This window comes from Flavobacterium haoranii, from assembly GCF_009363055.1.
In the GTDB taxonomy this organism is placed as follows: Bacteria; Bacteroidota; Bacteroidia; order Flavobacteriales; family Flavobacteriaceae; genus Flavobacterium; species Flavobacterium haoranii.
In genome coordinates this window covers 721,399-741,525 of record NZ_CP045292.1, presented here as the reverse complement: position 1 = coordinate 741,525, position 20,127 = coordinate 721,399, and the positions used below count along the sequence as shown (strand labels likewise).

Below are 20,127 nucleotides of genomic sequence, written 5' to 3'. Positions count from 1 at the left end.
AAATAACTAGTTTTATAGTTGTAAAACTAAAAATATAGTTATATGTTTGATTTATCAATCAAATAATACATTTATATTATGCAAAAGCTTACCAATAAAGAAGAAGAAATTATGCAAATTTTATGGAAGTTAAAGAAAGCTTTCGTAAAAGACATACTGGAAGAAATTTCTGAAGACAAACCGCATTACAATACACTTTCTACTATTGTTCGCAATCTTGAAGAAAAAGGATATGTAGGTTATACTGCCTATGGGAAAACACATCAATATTATCCGCTTGTTACTATTGAAGAATATAGAAAGAAATATATGAATACTGCTATTTCAAACTATTTCAATAATTCCTATAAAAATTTGGTTTCGTTCTTTGCTGAAGAAGAAAAAATTTCCGCTGAAGAATTACGTGAAATCTTAGAATTAATAGATAAAAAGAAATGATATGGAAAGTATTTGGCTATATTTTTTAAAAGTTAATGGATTACTTATTATTCATTATTTATTTTATATCATTTTTCTAAAAAAAGAAACCTTTTTCCAAAATAACAGATTCTTTTTGCTTTTAGGAATAGTAATTTCTTTTGTTTTACCGCTTCTATCCTATTCAAAAATTATTTGGATTGAACCACAAACTGTAAATCAAAATTTTGATTCACTTTTACTTGAAAGTCCAATTGATTCTAAGACAAATAACTTTAATTTAGATTATATAGCACAAGTTGGTTATGTTTTAATTTCATCAATTTTATTTTTTAAGATAATTATTGAATTAATGTCTTTTATTAAGGTATTAAAAACTGGAAAAAAAGACAAAGTAAACCAATTAATTTTAGTGGAAAACAATAGTTATGATAATCCATTTTCATTCTTTAACTATTTGGTTTACAATAAAGAAAAATTTTCTAAAGAAGAATTAGAATTAATTTTTATTCACGAAAATATTCATATTAAACAGCTTCATTCTCTAGATGTATTGACCAGTAAATTTTTAACCATTCTATTATGGGTTAATCCTGTAGCTTGGTTGTACAAAAAAGCAATACTACAAAATTTAGAATTTATTGCCGATGCTGAAACTCAAAATATCACTCAAAATTCTTATTTATATCAAAAAACATTATTAAAAACTATTGGTACAAAAAATCAATTATCAATCACAAATCAATTTTATCAATCATTAATCAAAAAACGAATCGTTATGTTAAACACAAATCCTTCAAACAAAAGAAAACAATGGAAATATTCTATAATGATACCATTGTTACTAGTATTCTTTTTAAGTTTCCAAGTAAAAACTATTGCTCAAATTAAAACAGCAACAAACATTAATGAAGTTCATGTTGTCGAAATTGTACAATTTCTGATTACTAAAAACACTACTGATGCTGAAATTAAAAAAGAAACCGAAACTTTTAAAAAAGAACATGGAATAGAATTAAAAGTTTCAAAAATTAAGCGAAATAGTGCCAACGAAATTACAGCTATTTCAATTTCTTATAAAGACAAAGATGGCAATACAGGTCAGCTTTCCAGAAAATCAGCCTCACCAATTGAACCAATTGTATTCTATAAAGAATTAGAACCTAATGGAAAAATTGGTTTTGGAGATCAACAAATGGCAGAAATTGCAGGTCATGTTCAGAACTCAGACAATGGTGAAATTTCTTGGAATAAGGCTATTCCAGAAATTGAAACTATTGATGTTAAAAAAACAAATAATGGTGAAGATATCTACATCATTAACGGAAAAGAATATTCTAAAGATGAATTAAAAGATAAAATTGTAACAGTTGATGGTTCTGTTGCTATTAATGAAGATGATTTTACTAACAGAAAAGTAATGATTTTTAAAGGAAATTCTACTATATCTGACGAAACTCCTAACACTAATATCTTCTTAAATGATAAAGAAATTTCTAAAGAAGAAATGGATAATTTAGATTCTAAAATCATCAAATCGGTTAATGTAAGTAAAAACAATAATCGAAATGAAATTAAAATTATCACTAAAAATTCGGCGGGAATTCCAGATGACGCTGTAATAATTGTAAATGGAAAAAAAATAAATAAATCGGAATTAGACGAAATAAATCCTGATGAAATTCAGACTATTAACATTGTTAAGGAAAATGATAAAAAAATCATCGAAATTCAAAAAAAGAAAATGAATAGCGACATGCTAAAAGCAAAAGCTGAAATGGAAAAATCTAAAGCAGAAATGGAGAATGCCAAAGCTGAAATTGAAAAATCTAAGGCAGAATTAGAAAAGGCAAAAGTAGAAATCGAAAAAGCAAAAGAAGAAATAGAGCGAGCGAAAGCTGAAGCTGAGAAAGCAAAAACAAAATAAAATGATAAATCCCGAATGTGAATTCGGGATTTATTTTTTTACATTTGCTCAAAAAACAAAATGCATAAATTTTTAGCTAAACTCAACAAGGTTTTATTACCTAGTTATTCGAAAAAACGCTTAGATTTATCAAAAGCGACTAAAATACAAAAGGCAATTATTGCTTGGCGTTATTTTATTACCACTAAAGCTTTGGGTAATTAATCTTGAAGCGTATCTTTTAAATGCTGAATATATTTAGCTTTTCCAATTTCTTCTCTTCTAGCAACTGATTTTTTAGTAAAGTGTTGGTTTTCTCTCAATTGCTGAACTTGTTTAACTTTTCTCACTTTATTTTTAAACTTTTTTAAAGCTCTATCAATATTTTCTCCTGGTTTTACTTCAATTATAAGCATAAAATTATTTTTTTAAACAGCAAAAAGCCGCATGATTAGTAAATTTTAGTCTTGTTTACTATAAATTTTACATTATAAATAACTACGCTCAAATTAAAATATTTAAAATTTTAGATTTAAATAATGGAAAAATAATTTTCTTCCAAAAACAATTTAAAAAAGCTGTAGGTTAGATAAAAGTATTAGGAAGGGATTTAAACTGAAAAGAAAAATACCGATATATAATAAACTGACTAACTGTTTGCAAAGATACACTATTTAAACGTTAAAAACTAATTTGATTTATTTAACTTAAAACGTATTGATTTTCAATACTATAAAAATAATTAAAATATTTTTTTGGTATTTTTACAAATTGAGTTTGTGTTTTAAGCAATTCTTACTATATTTGCACCCGCAAACAAGGTAATTCTTACCGAGAATGTGAAACGGCCTCGTGGCGCAACTGAATAGCGCATCTGATTACGGCTCAGAAGGTTACAGGTTTGAATCCTGTCGAGGTCACTTAATTAAAACGCAATTATTTGAAATTCAAATAGTTGCGTTTTTTATTTCTACTTCATTTGTAAAATAACCTTACTAGTATTTTATTGCTTTATTACAAATGAATTAAAAACACATTCCATTTTATAAAACAATCGACTGAGTATTATCTTGGCTTTACATACTTCTTAACTATCAAAAGATTAACTCTCTTCTCTTTCATTTTTTTCTTCTTCAATAAAAAATAATTATCTATTTTCGGGGAATGGCAATTAAAAAAATCCATTTCCCGTTATTTTATTTTATAATCCTGATTTTCAGTTTATTTTCCTGTGAATCAAATGTAAAAAATAACGCTTCCTATTTAAAGTCTTATCAAAAAGCTGAGGCATTTTTTGAATCTAGCAAATACGACTCGGCATTTTACTATTATCAAAAAACAAAGTTAATTTGCGAAAGTCAAAATGACAATAAAAACATCATTTATCCAATATTAATGATGTCTGAGATTCAAAGAATAAAAAATGATTATTCGGGTTGTGAAGAAACAGTTACCGAAGCTTTAAAATATATAAATAATGATACTAAAAAAAGTTATTCTACTTTCATATACAATAGTTTAGGTTTGGCTTCATTAGAACAAGCTAACTATGATGAAGCTCAATACTACTATCAAAAAAGTTTAAGTATTACTTCGGATGAAGTTTCAAAATGCATCATCAAAAACAATTTGGCTTACAATTACATGAAACAGAAAAACTATGCTAAAGCTAAATCGGTATTAGAACCATTGGTTAAAAATAATTCTTTGCGGTCTTTGCCTCTTGAATATGCTAGAGTATTGGATAATTTAGGCTACACAATGTTTAAATTGAACGATAAAAAAGCAATTGAATTGGCTACGCTATCAAAAGAAATTAGAGAACAAGAAAAGGATATTTTTGGACTTACCGCTTCTTACATGCATTTTGCCGAGTTTTATGAAAACAAAGAGCTACATATTACTAAAAGTAATGCTTTAAAAGCCTATGAAATGGCTAAAATAACAAATAACCCCGACGATAAAATTGAAGCCTTATATTTTCTTACAAAACTCTCAAAAGCTGATGATGCCAAAAAATTTGCATTACAATCTTTAAAATTAAACGATAGCATTAAAACTGTTCGTCAAAAAGCTAAAAATCAATTTGCTAAAATAAAATACGATTCCAAAGAAACTTTAAAAGAACTCGATAAACAAAAACAGTTAAAAGAATATTCTATTGCAATAATAATTTTAGTGTGCTTATCAAGTTTTGGAGTGTATTACCAAATCAAAAAAAGAAATCAAAAGAGAATTAAGGAAACCGCTTATTTAACCGAAGCTCGTATTGCTAAAAAATTACATGATGAGTTAGCTAATGATGTTTATAATACAATGGCATTTGCTGAAACGCAAGACCTAGAAAACATTGGTAATAAAGAAACCTTGCTCGAAAATTTAGAAACTATTTACAATAAAACACGAAATATTTCTAATGAAAATAAAAATATCGATACAGGAGAACAGTATTTAGAAAAACTAAAATCAATGCTATCGACTTATAACTCTTCTGGCAGAAATATAATTTTAAATGTTGATGGGTTTAATCATTCTAAAATTTCAAAAGAATTTAAAATAATTATCTACAGAGTCCTTCAAGAATTAATGGTGAATATGAAAAAACACAGTCACTGTTCAATTGCAAGTATTTCAATTAGATCAGATAAAAAAAATATACAAATCAACTATTCAGATAACGGAATTGGGACAAATAATTTATTAAATTTAAAAAATGGACTTCAAAATGTGGAAAACCGTATTCATTCTATAAAAGGAAAAATTAATTTTGACACAGCTCCTCAAAAAGGATTTAAAGTAAAAATTGAAATTCCAAAATAAATTGAAGATGTTTAAAAAGGTTTTAATAGCAGAAGATTTTGACAGTATCAATATAGCCGTAAAACAAACGCTTGAAAATTTAGGTATTCAAGAAGTACAATACGCAAAATATTGTGATGATGCCTTATTAAAATTTAAAAAAGCAAAACAAAATCTAGAACCTTTTGATTTGCTAATAACGGATTTATCTTTTGTGGAAGACTATAGAAAAGTTGAAATCCCCTCAGGCGACAAACTTATTGAAGCCATCAAAAAAATAGAGCCTACACTTAATATCATTGTTTATTCTGTTGAAGATAAAGCACATACCATCAAATCGCTTTTTGAAAAACAAAACATCAATGCTTATGTACACAAAGGTCGAAATAGTATTGACCAACTCAAAAAAGCTATTGAAGCTTTACTTCAGGAACAAACCTATATAACTCCCGACCTTGCACATTTGTTACAAGATAAAACAACCAAAGAAATTGACCACTACGATATTGCATTACTCACCCATCTCGCAAACGGTGTTCCGCTTGAAAATATGGAAACTGTATTTAAAAAGTTAAACATTACCCCAAACAGCAAAAGCACTATCGAAAAAAGAGTCGCAAAACTCAAAGATTATTTTAAAGCCAACAATAACATTCACTTAATTGCAATCGCTAAAGATTTAGGTATCATTTAAAAGTATAAAAAAAGGAAGCGAATGCTTCCTTTTTAACTAGCTAAATATTCCAACTTTAAAATATCAACCTCTTATAGAATGGAACACGACAAAGAAATAACATACTGATTTCATTTCCTTACGGAAAACCTCATTTTTATTTTTTTTTTTATTTTTATAAACCTATTATTCTTTTTACAGTATCAACAAATAATGGTTTAAAAAAGTCGAACTTAATTTTTAAACCATTTTATTTATTCAATCTACTAAAATTATTAGTTGAGTAATGGCATCTATATCATAAAGCTGTACTTCAGTCGAGATAATATTCCGACAAAAAGGAAGCTCCCACACAGTAAGTACACGTTTCAAAAAGTGAAACCAGCCTTCTCCCTTTTCACTTTTCACTTTTTACTTTTCACTCTTCCCCCATCTCCCTTCACTTTTCACTTTTCACTTTTCACTTTTCACTTTCCCCCATCACCCATAACCTTTCACCCATAACCCTTCACCCATAACCCTTCACCTCCTATAAAACACCTCAAAATTATTCCCAGTTGTATGCCAATTATCCCCCTCTTTCACATACATCATTTCTAAAGGAAACTCCGTACTAAAACCATTCATACCATCATTCATGGCACTTAAAACCGCTAACCTACTATTATCATTTACTTCATCCAATAGAAAAGCTAAAATCAAAATAGCTTCATCATTTCGAGTCATTCCAAAATGATACACTTCTTTAATACTAGACACTTTTGCAAAAGCACTACACAATTGCTTTTTATGGTCTCCAGAAATAGGTTGCTTTGGGTACCAAATCAAAACTTCTGTATCTTCTTCTATCGTAATCTCATTTGTATTCGAAACATTACGTTCCAACACAAACATAGTCTCTTGGTCACTGTCAATAACAATGCGACCAAAATTATGCTGTTGTGCAATTTCCATAACCGTTTTAGACGGAAGCCCGATATATCCCATTTCTTCAGTAATCCATCTTGATAACGTGGCTTCTGAAGTAAACACTCCTAGAACCAATAACCCATCCATATTATAAACAGTTGCAAAATCTATCACATCGCCTCCTTTAGATTTTTTCCATTCATTAGAGTATTCGTGTTTTTTACCTGTTGGAACCACCAAAAAAGCACGAGAACCATACAATTCTTCAATTACTTTACTGTAGCTTTCGGAACTCGGATTTTGATGATACGCTTGTATCAATTGCAGTAAAACCAAATTATCAGGTATAAACTCGGGTTGTTTTTTGCCGAATAGTTTGTTAAAGAGGATCATAATTATTTATTTGTTTTTATACTTAATTCCTTATAGCATTTCATAACTAATTGAACGAAAGTAAAAGGACAAACTAAGAAAAACTTTTCTTTAGAGTCAACTGAGCTATTTTTAAATTTTAACTGCAAGTGCTCTAAACAAATCTATCGTTTTAATACAAGTAACATCAAATGGATTTGCAGCATCAGGAAGCATTACTCTTTTTCGACTATTTGGATTACTAGTTTCATGTGTAACAATTTGATTTCCATATGTCATACCATAAGCGATTAACCAAGCATCTGCTTCGTCTGCATCTAAAAATTCACTTATTGCAGGTTGTGAATATTGACCAGATTTTGAATAAACCCAACCAGTTAGTTTTGCGTAATTTGGTACTACGGAAGAAGTATCTTTAAAAAAAACCTCTGGTAAATTATCAATAATCCAATCTGAGAGTTCATCTTTGTTTTGTAGTAATTCCTTTTTCACTTTATCAATTGAAATTATCTTTCCTTGTTCAGCCAACTCTTTGACTTTAATCCAAAAACTTGGAACTACATCAAAAGGATAGCTTACTCTATAAGCTTCAATGAAAAAATTGGTATCTAATAAAAAAGGAATACCCATACGATTAATGTAAATGCTGGGTTACAAATTTTTGATAAGTATCTCCTTTCAAACCTGTTATTTTGTAGGCATCGCGATAAAGCAATTTATTCTGATTAACAGCTTGATTTACATAAGATGCAAAAGTAACACTTACACGTTTACGAGTAGTAGCATAAAAATCACCGCCTCCTTTTAGGTTTTCTTTTTTCTGTTTAAAGCTTTCAATATAACCATTATAAAAGGTAAAAAAAGTACCTCTAGAAATTAACCCTAAATCTAATGCTCTTCTTGCTATTACAATTGGGCTAACTTTAAAATATCGTCTTGCATAATCGATACTTGGTTTATCTTGCCAAATATCAATTAAAGAACTTGCTGGTACTAGAAATTCAGCTGCAATAGCATCACATAACTTTTCTGTTGGATCGTCTGCCGGCATTAAATTTTGATTGTCAAAACCTGCACTTTCACCTAACCAAATATGAGCTAACTCATGAATAATGGTGAACAATTGAGCTGCTTTGGCATCAGCCGCATTTACAAACATAAAAGGAGCGTAAGGATTAACTAATACAAAACCTCTACATTCATCAACAGGAATTGGACGGTGGGTATTATTTTCTACAATACCATTAAAGTTGATAAAAACACCTATTGCTTCAATTTTATTGGTAATAAAAGCTAATGTTTCTTCCCAAGTTGCAAAATTACAAGCCCAATTAGGTTGCAATTCTAAGGTATTTCGAATGTCTGCAACTACTTCATTTGCTGTTGCGTTTTCATTAAATCTACCCACAAAAGATAAAGGTTCTTGCTCATTATCTTGTAAATATTCTGTTATCCAATCTTGTCGTCTTTGTAATATTTGAATTGTATCAAATACATTTAAACTCACTTTATCGGTTTGTTGATTTCCTGTTCTAAAAAATGGGAAAGGAATCGTTTCTTTTGGAGGTTCTGGTAGAAACAGATAGCCAAAAGGGATGTGCACTTTATGAGCAAAGTGCTCTAATTGTTTAACGGTTGGTTTTTTAACCTCTTCTATCCATTTTTGGATGGTGGGATTATTGTCTAAAAACTTATCCACATCAAAACCTGCTCGGGCAATAGCCCAAGTAATGAGTGTTGGATTGATGGTGACTTCAGTTTTCATGTTAGACAAAAGTAATTAATATTTCATAAAATTCTTTCCCAATTTATTTCAAAATTTAATTTCGATAAAACTCCCTGATAAACTGCTATCTTTTTATTAAAAACATTGTCAACTATTTCTAATAACTGTTGCTTCATATTTGAATCAATATTAACTCCTAAATAAATTGACTTTAATTCTTCTTTTTCATAAGCTATTTTTCTAGTTTCATTATTCAACAAATTAATTTGAATACTTCTCAACTCTTTTTCATATTCCCAATCTTTTGCTTTGGTATAAATCAAATGAAAAAGGGCATCTTTTGGATTCTTGTAATAGGCTGCCTTTATAAAATTATTTACATAAATAACATCTAAAGGATTTATACCATCCAATGACCTATTAGAATGAAATTCAAGACAAAACCCTTTATGGTTTGATGCATAATGAGCCCACATTAAAATAGAATTTACATTACGACTAAAACAACAAACACCTAAATTCTTAAAGTTTTCTTTTAATAGCTCTTCTTTTCTTTTATGTCTAGTTCTTTTTCTCGCTTTATCAAAAGTAATTAGCTCGATATTACAATCAAATGGATCATTAAAATTTGAGTAATTAGAATAATAAAGATAACTTTTTTTAAAGCCTTCAATATTATAATCTTGAACACCAAAGTATTTAAAAACCGATGTTGCTGAACCTAATTTATCTCTATTTTTAGTTAATTTTATTTGGTCATTAATGGTGATATTTTCCTTAACATCAGGTAAAGGATTGCTCAATCTATATTTTAAATACTCATATTCAGGCTCATTAATTTTTGCATTTGGAGAACATTCAATTTCGAAATTTCCAGTTTTTAAAATAGTAATAGCCCTATCTAAACTAATATTTAGTTCTCTTAAAACTTTATTTATTCTAATTGTTCTTTCGAAATTCATAAACTAACCCTGCAACGCCTCTCTCAACACCTGTTGCAACAATTTTTCATTATACCCTTGACTTTTCTTTATACTTTGCTCTAAACCAACACAAAACGCTATTAACTCATCTAACTTAGCGGCAATTTGCTCTTGCTTGTATAGTTAGTATAAAATAAAATTCAATTAATATTTCCTATTCTTACTTTCAATTAAAAATCCAGTAATATAATCAGCTGTTTCTTCAATACTCCATTCCACTAAACTATTAGGTATTCTTAACGTTAAATAACCTTTTTGAAAACTAAAGTAAGTACGCTTTAAATCGCTGAGTGCTTGTTGATGATTATAATTGTGATGTTTTCCATCTACTTCGATATTTACTTTAGCATCAGTGACTGCAATGTCAATTGTTTTATATCCATCCCATTTTTCTAATTCAGCTGGTACTCCTCTTCTTTTTAAAGCAAAATACAATTCAATTGCATGAGGTGTTGTTGAACTATTATAAAAAATAGCATTTAACCATTTTTGATGATTCATACATAATGGATGTCCCATATTGTTTAAAGAATATTCAAAAACGCTTTGGCTTATATTACAACCACATTCTATACAAAAACTCATTTTATATATTTTAAACTTCTACTTGTTTCCCCTGCAACGCCTCCCTAAGCACCTGTTGCAACAACTTTTCATTATACCCCTGACTTTCCTTTATACTCTCCTCTAAACCATCACAAAACGCTAGTAACTCCTCCAACTTAGCCACAATTTGCTCTTGCTCGTGTAGAGGTGGAAGTGGAATAGGAAAGTTAGATAGGTTATTAACTCCTAACTCAGTTTGTTTTGTACTTGTTGCTCCTTTTATAGAATCAATCAAACTTTGTCCATACTCTGAATTAATAATATGACATAGATATTTTTGTTTAATCTCCATAAAGCTTCTTACTCTCAAAATATGTGAATCAAACATATAATCATCACACAAAATATCAGCAATTCCTGAACGACCAATTGTTCCATCACCAGTCGAGTTAACTAATAAGTCATTTTCTTTTATTTTTAAATCTTTATCTAGTGAATTTAACCAATTCTCATCGACAGCTTTAGAATTTTCAATATTAATAAAATACCATCTTACACACTTTTGATTTAACATTTTAAATACACCATTCTCAGAATATTTAGGACTTTTACCTCTTTTAATTTCAGCAATCTCCCCCAACCTACACCAAGCCCAATGTTCAGGAATTTCAAAAGGAATTTCATCTTCTGTAATGGGTGGTAATTCTTTTTCTTTTTTGAGTTTTTTCTCGGCTATTAATTGTGCTTTCTCCTCTTTTATTTTGGCTAACAATTCATGACCGGTTTCACCATTCGTAATTCGTAATTTATCATTCGTAATTAACTTGCCTTGCATTGCTTCACGCAAAAATGCTTGACGCAGTTGTTTGATTAGGTCGAGTTGGTGGGTTAATTCAGAATTTAAATCTATTCGTTCAATTTTATCAACTAATAAAATGAAATCATCTTGCTCATTTTTATTAATGGCTGGTATTTCAACCATTTCAAAAAGTTGTTTTGGAGTTAAATACTTCCTATTTGTGCTTCCAGAAGATAAATGTGTTATATTTTTATGAAAAAATCAAATGAAAATAGTTTTTCTATAAAACTTGGATTAAATTTTTCTGTATCAATTTTCGCCAAAGCCATATTTGTTGAAGCAAGACTACCTCTATGCTCCTCCTTAGTTATTCCAAATGCACCATTTTTTGTATCAACCTTACACCACATTAAGTAATCGGGTTCAATAACCTGATATTTTTTCATCTTAAGGTTTTTACCAATTTCATTTCTTCTGTTTATTACACCTTTACCATAAGATTGAACACCTGCAATTGTATATTCAGAAGTATCATTTATCTGAATAGATTTTGCCAAACCCATTTTCAAAGCTTTACCTAATTTCATTTAACAACTTCTTTTAATTGGTTCAACAAGGCATTGCTTTTCTCAAAAGAAGTATGTAATAGTTCCATTAATTCCACACTACTATACTCATGTACTTCTTCTTGCTTCGTAGGGTTTTTAATATCTAAATCATAGTTGCGGTCTATAATAGTTTGAATATCTACTTTCCAAGCAATATCGCTTTCTTTGCGGTCGTTCCACCAAGTTTTTATTGGGTTAAACTCTTTGGCTTGTATCGGTTTGGTTTTGTTGTAGGCTTTTTGACCTTCAGGCAAACGGTGTTCGTAATACCACACTTCTTTGGTGGGCGTGCCTTTGGTAAAAAACAACAAATTCGTCGCTACAGTAGCATACGGTTGAAACACGGAGTTAGGCAAACGGATAATGGTGTGTAAATTACATTCTTCCAATAATTTTTGGCGCACACGTTGTTTTACACCATCACCTGTTAACGAGCCATCAGGTAATACAATACCGGCTCTTCCACCTTGTTTTAATAAATGAATCATTAAAATCAGGAACAAGTCGGCACTTTCCTTAGTTCTATAATTCTGCGGAAAATTGTTTTCATTGTTATTGGCTACAATACCTCCAAACGGTGGGTTGGCTAAAATAGCGTTAACACGGTGCTTTTCGGTAAAGTTAGACAACGGTTGGTCTAAAGCATCGCCAAAACGAATATTAGGCACTTCCATATCGTGTAAAATCAAGTTGGTTGTAGCTAACAAATACGGTAGTGGTTTGTATTCCCAACCCATTACGTTTTCAGCTATACTTTTGCGGTCTTCTACACTGTTGGCTTGTTCTTTTAAATGTTCAATGGCACAAGTCAAATAACCACCGGTTCCACAAGCAGGGTCTAGTATTTTTTCACCCAATTGTGGGTTAATCATTTCAGTAATGAAACTGGTAATGGCACGAGGCGTGTAAAACTCCCCACTTTTACCAGCACTTTGTAAGCCTTTTAAAATACTTTCATATAGTTCTCCAAAAGCATGACGGTCTTTGGCAATGTTGAAGTCAATTTCATTCAATTTGTTCAACACCTTACGAATGTTGATACCACTTTTCATGTAGTTGTTGTTCCCTTCAAAAACCTCACGTACAATCAATGCACGGCGGTTACCAGAACTTACGTCAATATTGCGCAATGCAGGAAACAATTTTCTATCTACAAACTCTAGCAATTCGTCGCCTGTCATGCCTTCGTCATCGCCTGCCCAATTGCCTTTTTCTTTTACCCAATGCAATTCATCAGGAATAGGCGACGTATAATTGTCGTCTAGTAATTCGAGTTCTTTGTCTTTATCGGAGAATATTTTTAGAAAGAGCATCCAGCCTAATTGTTCAATGCGTTGCGCATCGCCATTTAGACCAGTGTCTTGCCACATGATGGTTTGTATGGATTTTAGTATTGAGGATATGTTTGACATGTTTGTATATTAATTTGTTTTGTTTATTTCAATTGGGATGGGTTTCAACCCATCTGATAATAATTTTAATAATAATAATAATATTAATATCAATATTTGTTTTTTTCAATTGGGATGGGATTTAACCCATCTGATAATAATATTAATTTCTATTTTCAATTGGGATGGGTTTCAAACCATCCGATAATAAAATTAATTTCTATTTTTTTCAATTGGGATGGGTTTCAAACCATCCGATAATAATTTTAATGTTTGTTTTATTTTAATCGGAATGAATTACAACCCATTTAATAATATTTATTTTTCAATTGGGATGGGTTTCAAACCATCCGATAATATTTCAATTATTTAATTTAATAATCATATGTTATTTTAATTTAGGGTTAAAACCCATTATTGGAATCATTGTTTTTATCCATTATACCAAATGGGTTGAAACCCATTTCTATTGATTCAGATTATCATTAAATTTTTGAAATCCATATACATCAATCATTTTATTATATTCGTCATCAAATGGTTTTTTGGAATGATGTGTTTCTTGATTTCGGATATAATTTCTAACATTTTCAATCATTGATTCCGAAACCGAAACCGCAAAATATTCGTCTTGCCAACCAAATTTTTCAAGAATAAAATTTTGATTATTAAACCAAAATGCAGATTCTCCCTTTATCATTTGGATTACCTTTTGAATTGTCTGGTCAGATTTCAATGAAACCAAACAATGACAATGGTCACTATACCCATTTACAAAATCAATAAAAATTCCTTTTTCTTTTCCATTTTCTTTGATGTGTTTCCACATTTTCTCTCTCAACTCTAATGAATTAAGAAATGGAAATCTATTTTTGGTACTCCAAACAAAATGAATATATACTTTGATGAATGGCATTTATGCTTTTCTATATAATTCGTTTTCTAATTCTTTTACTGCGTCTAAATACTTTTGTTTGTTACCAAAATGAGAAATAATCTCTAGTGGCGAACCAAAATCGTCAAATGGTTTTACACGTAATACGTCAAAGCTCTCAATATTTTCAACACCTTCATCGGCATATTTGTCTAATAAAGCTTCTAATACTTTGCGTGCTTGTTCGCCATATTTGGTAAAATAATTTCGTTTTTTAACGTTATTTGCACGTTCTTTTCGTGTTAATGGCGGTTGGTCAAAAGCTACGTGACAAACCAAATCAAATAAATCGACTTGTTTATCAACAGCTTCATACAACGATTCAACCATAACACCTTGCTCTTGCAATTCTTTAATAATCGCTTCTTTTTTATCAGAAGTATTCCATTTTAAAAGAAAATCGTCTAAAGAGGCAAAATTCTTTTGTATAATATTTTTTGTGTAATCTTTTAAACTCGTTGTAATAGGTTTTCCATCATTGTCAAAATACAATTCTCTACTTACCAAAATAGAAACATCCACCCCATTCACATATTGTTTCGGTCTTTTTTGATACTCATCTTTACTTGATGGCTCTCTTACTACCGCAGGAGCCATTATAATTTCATCTCCTGTAACTTCATCAATAATTGGAGTGTCTTCTGTTTCTTCTTCGTCAATGATAGTTTCTAAATCAAGGTCTTCTGTAATGGGTTTAACACGTAACGGATGTCCATCAAACTCAGGGTCAGCAAAGTTGTCGGTGGCGTTTCTAAAATCTAAAATCGTAAAATACAATTTATTAAACTCTTCATTGATACGCGTACCACGACCTACAATTTGTTTGAATTTCGTCATGGAATTAATGTTGGCATCAAGCACAATTACTTTACAAGTTTGCGCATCAACACCAGTGGTCATTAATTCAGAGGTTGTAGCAACTACAGGATATTTTTCTTCTGGGTTAATAAAGTTGTCCAACTCACGTTTTCCTTCTTCATTATCCCCTGTAATTTGCATCACATACTTATAATTTTCTGAAACCAAATCAGCATTATGACGCGCAATAGCATTTCGCATACGTTCGGCATGGTCAATATCTACACAGAAAATAATCGTTTTAGCAAAACGGTCAAAACCTTTTAGATATTCGGTTACTTTTTTAGCAACGGTATCCGTTCGCTCGTCAATGACTAAACTTCGGTCAAAATCTTTTCTATTGTAAATTCTATCCTCTACTTCGTTTCCGTCTTTATCAGTTTTACCTTGTTCAGGTCTGTAGCCTTCTGCATCTACATTCAATACCACACGAATAACTTTGTAAGGCGCTAAAAAGCCATCATCAATTCCCTGTTTTAAAGAATACGTATAAACTGGTTCTCCAAAATATTCAGTATTACTGGTTTCTTTGGTTTCTTTAGGTGTTGCAGTTAAACCTACATGAGTAGCATTTTTGAAATATGTTAAAATTTCTCTCCATGCACTATCTTCTTTGGCACTTCCTCTATGACACTCATCAATAATAATTAAATCAAAAAAATCAGGTGAAAACTGTTTGTAAGCATTCGCATCTTCATCCGCACCCGATAAACCTTGATATAAAGCCAAATAAATTTCATAACTTTTATCAATCATACGGTTTTTAACCACCGTCATTTTATCTTTAAAATGTTTGAAATCCCCACGTTTGGTTTGGTCAATCAAAGCAGTTCTATCGGCAAGAAATAAAATTCTTTTCTTAGCACCACTTTTCCATAGTCGATGAATAATTTGAAAAGCCGTATACGTTTTTCCAGTACCAGTTGCCATAACTAACAAAATTCGGTTTTGTCCATTGGCAATAGCTTCAACAGTTCGGTTAATCGCAATTTGTTGGTAATATCGTGGCTTTCTTCCCGAACCATCCGAAAAGTATTTTTGTAAAGCAATCTTTTCGCCTTGTTCAGTAACTATACCTTTATAGTGTTTGTACTTCATCCATAATGCTTCTGGAGAAGGAAAGTCTTCTAAAGCTAATTCGGTTTCAATAGAATCATCATTTACTGTTCTATCATGATACACAAAACCATCACCATTACTACTAAACACACTTGGGATATCTAATATTCTAGCATAGTTAAGCGCTTGTTGAATACCTGCACGAACCGAATGCTTGTTATCTTTTGCCTCAATAATAGCAATTGGATTGTCTTGATAGTACAATAAATAATCCGCTCTTTTTCTTTCACCACGAGCAGTCAATTTACCACGAACATAAATTTTACCATCAGTAAAAGTCACTTCTTCAAGCACTTGAGATTGCAAGTTCCAACCCGCATTTTGAATAGCAGGTGTTATAAATTTTGTGCAAATATCGCGTTCTGATAATTTCTTTTTATCAATCATTTCAAATGATTTTAATAGTTCCAAACATAACGAAAAAAAAGGGCTTTTACAACCCGTAAAAATACCTGATTTTCATACCTGGTAAAAATACGTAGGAACTTTCTTAACGAAAGTAAATAAAGTGGATGGAATAAAAATGTGGAAATCCGTACGAGTAGTGTTAAAAAATAAAAATGCGTAAAACTTATAACTTGAACCATAATAAAAAGTGGCTTCGAGAACCTCAGCCACCAATCAAATTTCTCAATAAAACCGTTGCCTGAGGCTCTCGAAGGCAATGGTCAAAAAAATACCCCACCATTTCTGGTAGGGCATTGTATCCTTAGTGTGAACACTAACCAACACTAAGATTATCCTACAGTTATAGCACCTAAATACAAACTGGTGGCAAATAACTTATCATCTGCAGAAACAAAAGTAGCCCAAACTTGCACTTCAAGTCCGCTTAAAAAATTGGGTAATTCTAAAGAAGCACTTCCACTACTTCTACTTCCTGCCTCCAAACTGTACACTGTAGCCTTTGTGGTAGGCTCGTATACTACTACGACCAACTTATCAGTCGCAGCAGCTTCTCCTTGTCCGCTGTTATCGGTCCAAGAAAAATCTAAATTTTGCCCAGTTCCTGCAACAACAGCTCCGTTGTTAATTCCTAACAAATCACCTTTACTAATCAAAACCTTGGTGTAATCCCACTCATAATTAGGATCATTAAACACAATTGCCTCTTTCATCAAATAAGACATGGCTGCATTTCTACGAGTTTTTAATCCTGTATCGTTGCCAAAATAGCGTTTAATAACCGGCTGCACACCACCCAAAAATTCATTGGTCATGGTAAACTTAGTGCGTTGTTGTTGTTGAAATGGCGTTGCCAAACGATTACTCTTTTTGGGTAAACTACGCATTACGTCTTTACCACGCCACGTAGCACCTACCACTGGACCTACTTTACCTGAAAATGCTCCTAAAATACCTTTGTTGTACGTTCCCATACTCTTAAAAAAAATTTATGAATTAATAATTTACCTTTTGTTTTTGATGCGCGCTTATCAAATAACGTTTCAAAAGTAAAAAGAGAATTTCAAAATACAATCACAAGGTATTGATTAACAACGATTTAATATGTTTTTACGGTTTTTAATACCTAATAAAAGACTTTGCTATAATCTGATAGCTTTTGACAACTTTTGATAAGTATTGATAGGTTTTGATAGGTATTGGAAGTATTTGATGGGTTGGGGGTCATTTTATAGGGGTTTTGTTCGTATTTGCTTCGGAGCATGTTCGTTAGTGCTTCGCAAAAACATAACTTTATACGAACGAAATGGGTATTAAGTAAGAATAAATAGGAATAATGGGGTATCCGTTAATTGAAGATTGCAAACAATTAACTATAAACCGTAAACCGTAAACTGTAAACTGTAAACTATAAACCGTAAACCGTAAACTATAAACCGTAAACTACAAAAGCTCCTTATTTTGCATTTTATCCATTAAGCTCTTGGTAAAGTATTGTTTAGGATAAAAATATTTACCCCCAAGTTTCGTAAACGGAATTTTTCCTTCTTTACGATAGCGTGTTAAAGTTGATTCGCTAATGTGGAATAAGCGTTTTACATCGGAACCGTCGTACCAAATGTCTTGTTGAGCTTGTTGTTGTAGATCTAGCAAACTCTTTTTTAATGCTTCAATTTCAGTTTTTAAAATAGAAACTTCTGATTTCAATGGCGTATAAAATTTAATTAATACTTAAAAATAGTTCAATTAATAGGGGCTGTACTGTTGCTAACAAAATTGAAAAAATTAAAATTGAAATTCAAATGAAGATATTAACATAATAAGATTAAAATGCCTTTGATCTACTTTCTTTTTTTGAATCTTCGGAAGCCCAAATACATAAACATTTTGCAAGAAGTCTTAAGAAATAAGTTGCGTGTAAATTGCGTTTATGTTGAGTAAAATAGAATTAAAAAATGTGGCGGATTGTTAATAAGTTTACTCCTCTTAATTCATTAAAAACGTCAGTAAAGTGTGTTTTTTAGAAAAAAATCATGTAACAGGAAGATCTACAAAAAATGTTCAAATCGTTCCAAGAATATTATTTTGTTGAGAACTAAAGCTGATTTGTAAAAAAATCAATAATACAATCTAAATCCTAGGCTTTTACACAAGGCATATTGTTTTTCAAAAAGTGTTTCAACAGCACTAAACATGTCATCGTCTTCTTCATAAATTGAAAAAAACAAATTATCGAGAATTGTACTTAAAATAGGCACTCTGTTACTATAACCTGAAATTGCTTTAGCGCCAGTTACATCAAGAAAATATTGAAACGTTTCTTCTTCTAAATCGAGTTGAAATAAGTTTGAAAAATGAACAATTTTGTCATTTAACTTTCCTTCAAAAAGTTCTGCAATTTCTTCAAACGAAAAATAATAATTGCCAATATTTATTTGGTTTGACTTTCCTTTTACCACTAAGTAAATAATGGCATAATCTTTAAAATGTTTATCTTCATACAAAAGCGTACTCAAACTTTCTTCAAATGTTTCAATACTGTCACAAGTTTTATAAACATTCGTAATTCCGTAGTGTAAAGCCAAGTTTTCTAAAGCAGGTAAAATAATGCTATTATTTGCTGCCTCAACATCGGCTACTTCTTCTAAACAATAAATGTAATGGTTGTTCATATTTTTTAAAAAACCAAATTTAAAACTTCTAAACATAAAAAAGGCTTAATTATTTCTTATAATTAAGCCTTTTTTAAAACTTTTTATAGAGAAGCTTTTAAAACAGCTTTTAAGCTAGTTGTTGGTTTTCCTATCAATTTTGATAATGTTTTACTATCATCAAACAAATCTCCTTTTTCAGTTCCAATATGTGTTCCAGCAAAGAATTGTGCTACACCTTCTGGTAAACCAAATCCTTCTAAAACTTTTGCATATTCTTCAACTGGTAAATTTTGATACTTTAATTCTTTTCCAGCAACTTCAGAAAGTGATTTTGCAAAATCTGATAAAGTAAAAATTTCATCTCCTGCTAATTCATAAGTTTTTCCTTCATGTCCTTCTGTAACTAAAACTTCAGCATCAACAATTGCGAAATCGGCTCTAGAGGCAGATGCAATTTTTCCATCTCCTGCACTACCATAAAATGTTCCGTGTTCTACAACTCCGCTTAAACCTCCAACATAATTTTCAGTATACCATCCGTGGCGTAAAATAACATAAGGAATTCCCGATTCTTTTAATAAAGTTTCTGTTTCTAAATGTTCTCCAGCTAAAGCTAATGAAGATTTATCAGCATGTAATAAACTCGTATAAGCAATTAATTTTACACCAGCTTTTTTTGCTGCCTCAATAACATTTGTATGTTGAGCACTTCTGTTACCAATTTCGTTTCCTGAAATTAATAATAACTTATCAATTCCTTTTAAAGCTTCTGCAAGTGTTTCAGGTTGATTGTAATCAAATACTCTTGCTTCAACACCTAAATCTGCTGCTTTTTTTGGATCTCTTACTAATGCTACAATGTTTGCATCAGTATTTCTTTCTTTTAAATTTTGAACTACCAATTGTCCTAATTGTCCTGTAGCTCCTGTAATTCCTATTGTCATAACTATATTTTTTTAAATGATTATTAGATTACTAAAAGTTTTTTACTTACTTTTGGTAACCAAAGGTAGTCACAAATTTTAATT

General features: G+C 30.7%; 20 protein-coding genes and 1 tRNA gene. 6 read left to right on the top strand and 15 right to left on the bottom strand.

The features are described from left to right. Positions 1-78 precede the first annotated feature (78 nt). The 3 genes from GCU34_RS03660 to GCU34_RS03650 are packed head-to-tail and all read left to right on the top strand — an operon-like array spanning position 79 to position 2,548. Positions 79-438 carry a BlaI/MecI/CopY family transcriptional regulator gene (locus GCU34_RS03660; protein WP_072784010.1) on the top strand — a complete coding sequence of 120 codons (360 nt, stop codon included), beginning with the start codon at positions 79-81 and terminating at the stop codon, positions 436-438. A 1-nt stretch (position 439) separates the two neighbouring features. Then, positions 440-2,344: a M56 family metallopeptidase gene (locus GCU34_RS03655; protein ID WP_072784012.1), complete on the top strand. Its 1,905-nt coding sequence runs from the start codon at positions 440-442 to the stop codon at positions 2,342-2,344. 60 nt (positions 2,345-2,404) lie between these two features. Further along, on the top strand, positions 2,405-2,548 hold the full coding sequence (locus tag GCU34_RS03650) for an SsrA-binding protein (RefSeq protein ID WP_072784014.1): 144 nt from the start codon (positions 2,405-2,407) through the stop codon (positions 2,546-2,548). Here GCU34_RS03650 and rpsU read toward each other — a convergent pair. Further along, positions 2,545-2,739 (bottom strand): 30S ribosomal protein S21, encoded by a 195-nt coding sequence (gene rpsU / locus GCU34_RS03645; protein ID WP_072784016.1) that lies wholly within the window; start codon positions 2,737-2,739, stop codon positions 2,545-2,547. The two genes, GCU34_RS03650 and rpsU, sit on opposite strands and share 4 nt — an antisense overlap. 430 nt (positions 2,740-3,169) lie before the next feature. Here rpsU and GCU34_RS03640 point away from each other — a divergent pair. The 3 genes from GCU34_RS03640 (at position 3,170) to GCU34_RS03630 (ending at position 5,816) form a co-directional block, all read left to right on the top strand. After that, positions 3,170-3,243, top strand: a tRNA-Arg gene (locus tag GCU34_RS03640). Between the two features lie 244 nt (positions 3,244-3,487). Then, positions 3,488-5,143 carry an ATP-binding protein gene (locus tag GCU34_RS03635; protein WP_072784026.1) on the top strand — a complete coding sequence of 552 codons (1,656 nt, stop codon included), beginning with the start codon at positions 3,488-3,490 and terminating at the stop codon, positions 5,141-5,143. A gap of 7 nt (positions 5,144-5,150) precedes the next feature. Continuing rightward, a complete protein-coding gene (locus GCU34_RS03630; protein ID WP_072784158.1) occupies positions 5,151-5,816 on the top strand; it encodes a response regulator in 666 nt (221 codons plus the stop codon). Positions 5,817-6,317: 501 nt separating this feature from the next. On the opposite strand, the gene GCU34_RS03625 is transcribed toward GCU34_RS03630, so the two are convergent. The 14 genes from GCU34_RS03625 to GCU34_RS03560 form a co-directional block, all read right to left on the bottom strand. After that, positions 6,318-7,097 (bottom strand): SseB family protein, encoded by a 780-nt coding sequence (locus GCU34_RS03625; protein WP_072784028.1) that lies wholly within the window; start codon positions 7,095-7,097, stop codon positions 6,318-6,320. A 111-nt stretch (positions 7,098-7,208) separates the two neighbouring features. Next, positions 7,209-7,706, bottom strand: coding sequence for a DUF4411 family protein (locus GCU34_RS03620; protein WP_072784030.1), 498 nt, complete (start codon positions 7,704-7,706; stop codon positions 7,209-7,211). Positions 7,707-7,710: 4 nt separating this feature from the next. Beyond that, on the bottom strand, positions 7,711-8,841 hold the full coding sequence (locus GCU34_RS03615; RefSeq protein WP_072784032.1) for an ImmA/IrrE family metallo-endopeptidase: 1,131 nt from the start codon (positions 8,839-8,841) through the stop codon (positions 7,711-7,713). Between the two features lie 23 nt (positions 8,842-8,864). Further along, the gene (locus GCU34_RS14365) at positions 8,865-9,764 is read right to left on the bottom strand and encodes a DUF2971 domain-containing protein (RefSeq protein ID WP_072784034.1); all 900 of its coding nucleotides are present in this window, start codon (positions 9,762-9,764) and stop codon (positions 8,865-8,867) included. 165 nt (positions 9,765-9,929) lie between these two features. Continuing rightward, positions 9,930-10,370, bottom strand: a complete 441-nt coding sequence (locus GCU34_RS03605; protein ID WP_218587734.1) for a DUF559 domain-containing protein — start codon at positions 10,368-10,370, stop codon at positions 9,930-9,932. A gap of 10 nt (positions 10,371-10,380) precedes the next feature. Further along, complete coding sequence (locus GCU34_RS03600) at positions 10,381-11,313, bottom strand: restriction endonuclease subunit S (protein ID WP_152378351.1); 933 nt, start codon at positions 11,311-11,313, stop codon at positions 10,381-10,383. A gap of 59 nt (positions 11,314-11,372) precedes the next feature. Next, entirely contained in the window at positions 11,373-11,717 is a 345-nt protein-coding gene (locus GCU34_RS03595; protein WP_152378350.1) for a hypothetical protein, read from the bottom strand. Then, positions 11,714-13,150: a class I SAM-dependent DNA methyltransferase gene (locus GCU34_RS03590; protein WP_072784047.1), complete on the bottom strand. Its 1,437-nt coding sequence runs from the start codon at positions 13,148-13,150 to the stop codon at positions 11,714-11,716. The genes GCU34_RS03595 and GCU34_RS03590 overlap by 4 nt, the downstream gene beginning before the upstream one ends. Before the next feature lie 445 nt (positions 13,151-13,595). Beyond that, positions 13,596-14,045: an IS200/IS605 family transposase gene (tnpA, locus tag GCU34_RS03585; protein ID WP_072784049.1), complete on the bottom strand. Its 450-nt coding sequence runs from the start codon at positions 14,043-14,045 to the stop codon at positions 13,596-13,598. Then, entirely contained in the window at positions 14,046-16,424 is a 2,379-nt protein-coding gene (hsdR, locus tag GCU34_RS03580; protein ID WP_218587735.1) for an EcoAI/FtnUII family type I restriction enzme subunit R, read from the bottom strand. 353 nt (positions 16,425-16,777) lie between these two features. Continuing rightward, positions 16,778-17,419 carry a DUF6266 family protein gene (locus tag GCU34_RS03575; RefSeq protein WP_072784053.1) on the bottom strand — a complete coding sequence of 214 codons (642 nt, stop codon included), beginning with the start codon at positions 17,417-17,419 and terminating at the stop codon, positions 16,778-16,780. 469 nt (positions 17,420-17,888) lie between these two features. Next, positions 17,889-18,152 (bottom strand): helix-turn-helix domain-containing protein, encoded by a 264-nt coding sequence (locus tag GCU34_RS03570; protein WP_178138351.1) that lies wholly within the window; start codon positions 18,150-18,152, stop codon positions 17,889-17,891. Between the two features lie 410 nt (positions 18,153-18,562). After that, entirely contained in the window at positions 18,563-19,117 is a 555-nt protein-coding gene (locus GCU34_RS03565; protein WP_072784160.1) for a DUF6642 family protein, read from the bottom strand. 83 nt (positions 19,118-19,200) lie between these two features. After that, positions 19,201-20,043: an SDR family oxidoreductase gene (locus GCU34_RS03560; RefSeq protein WP_072784095.1), complete on the bottom strand. Its 843-nt coding sequence runs from the start codon at positions 20,041-20,043 to the stop codon at positions 19,201-19,203. Positions 20,044-20,127 lie beyond the last annotated feature (84 nt).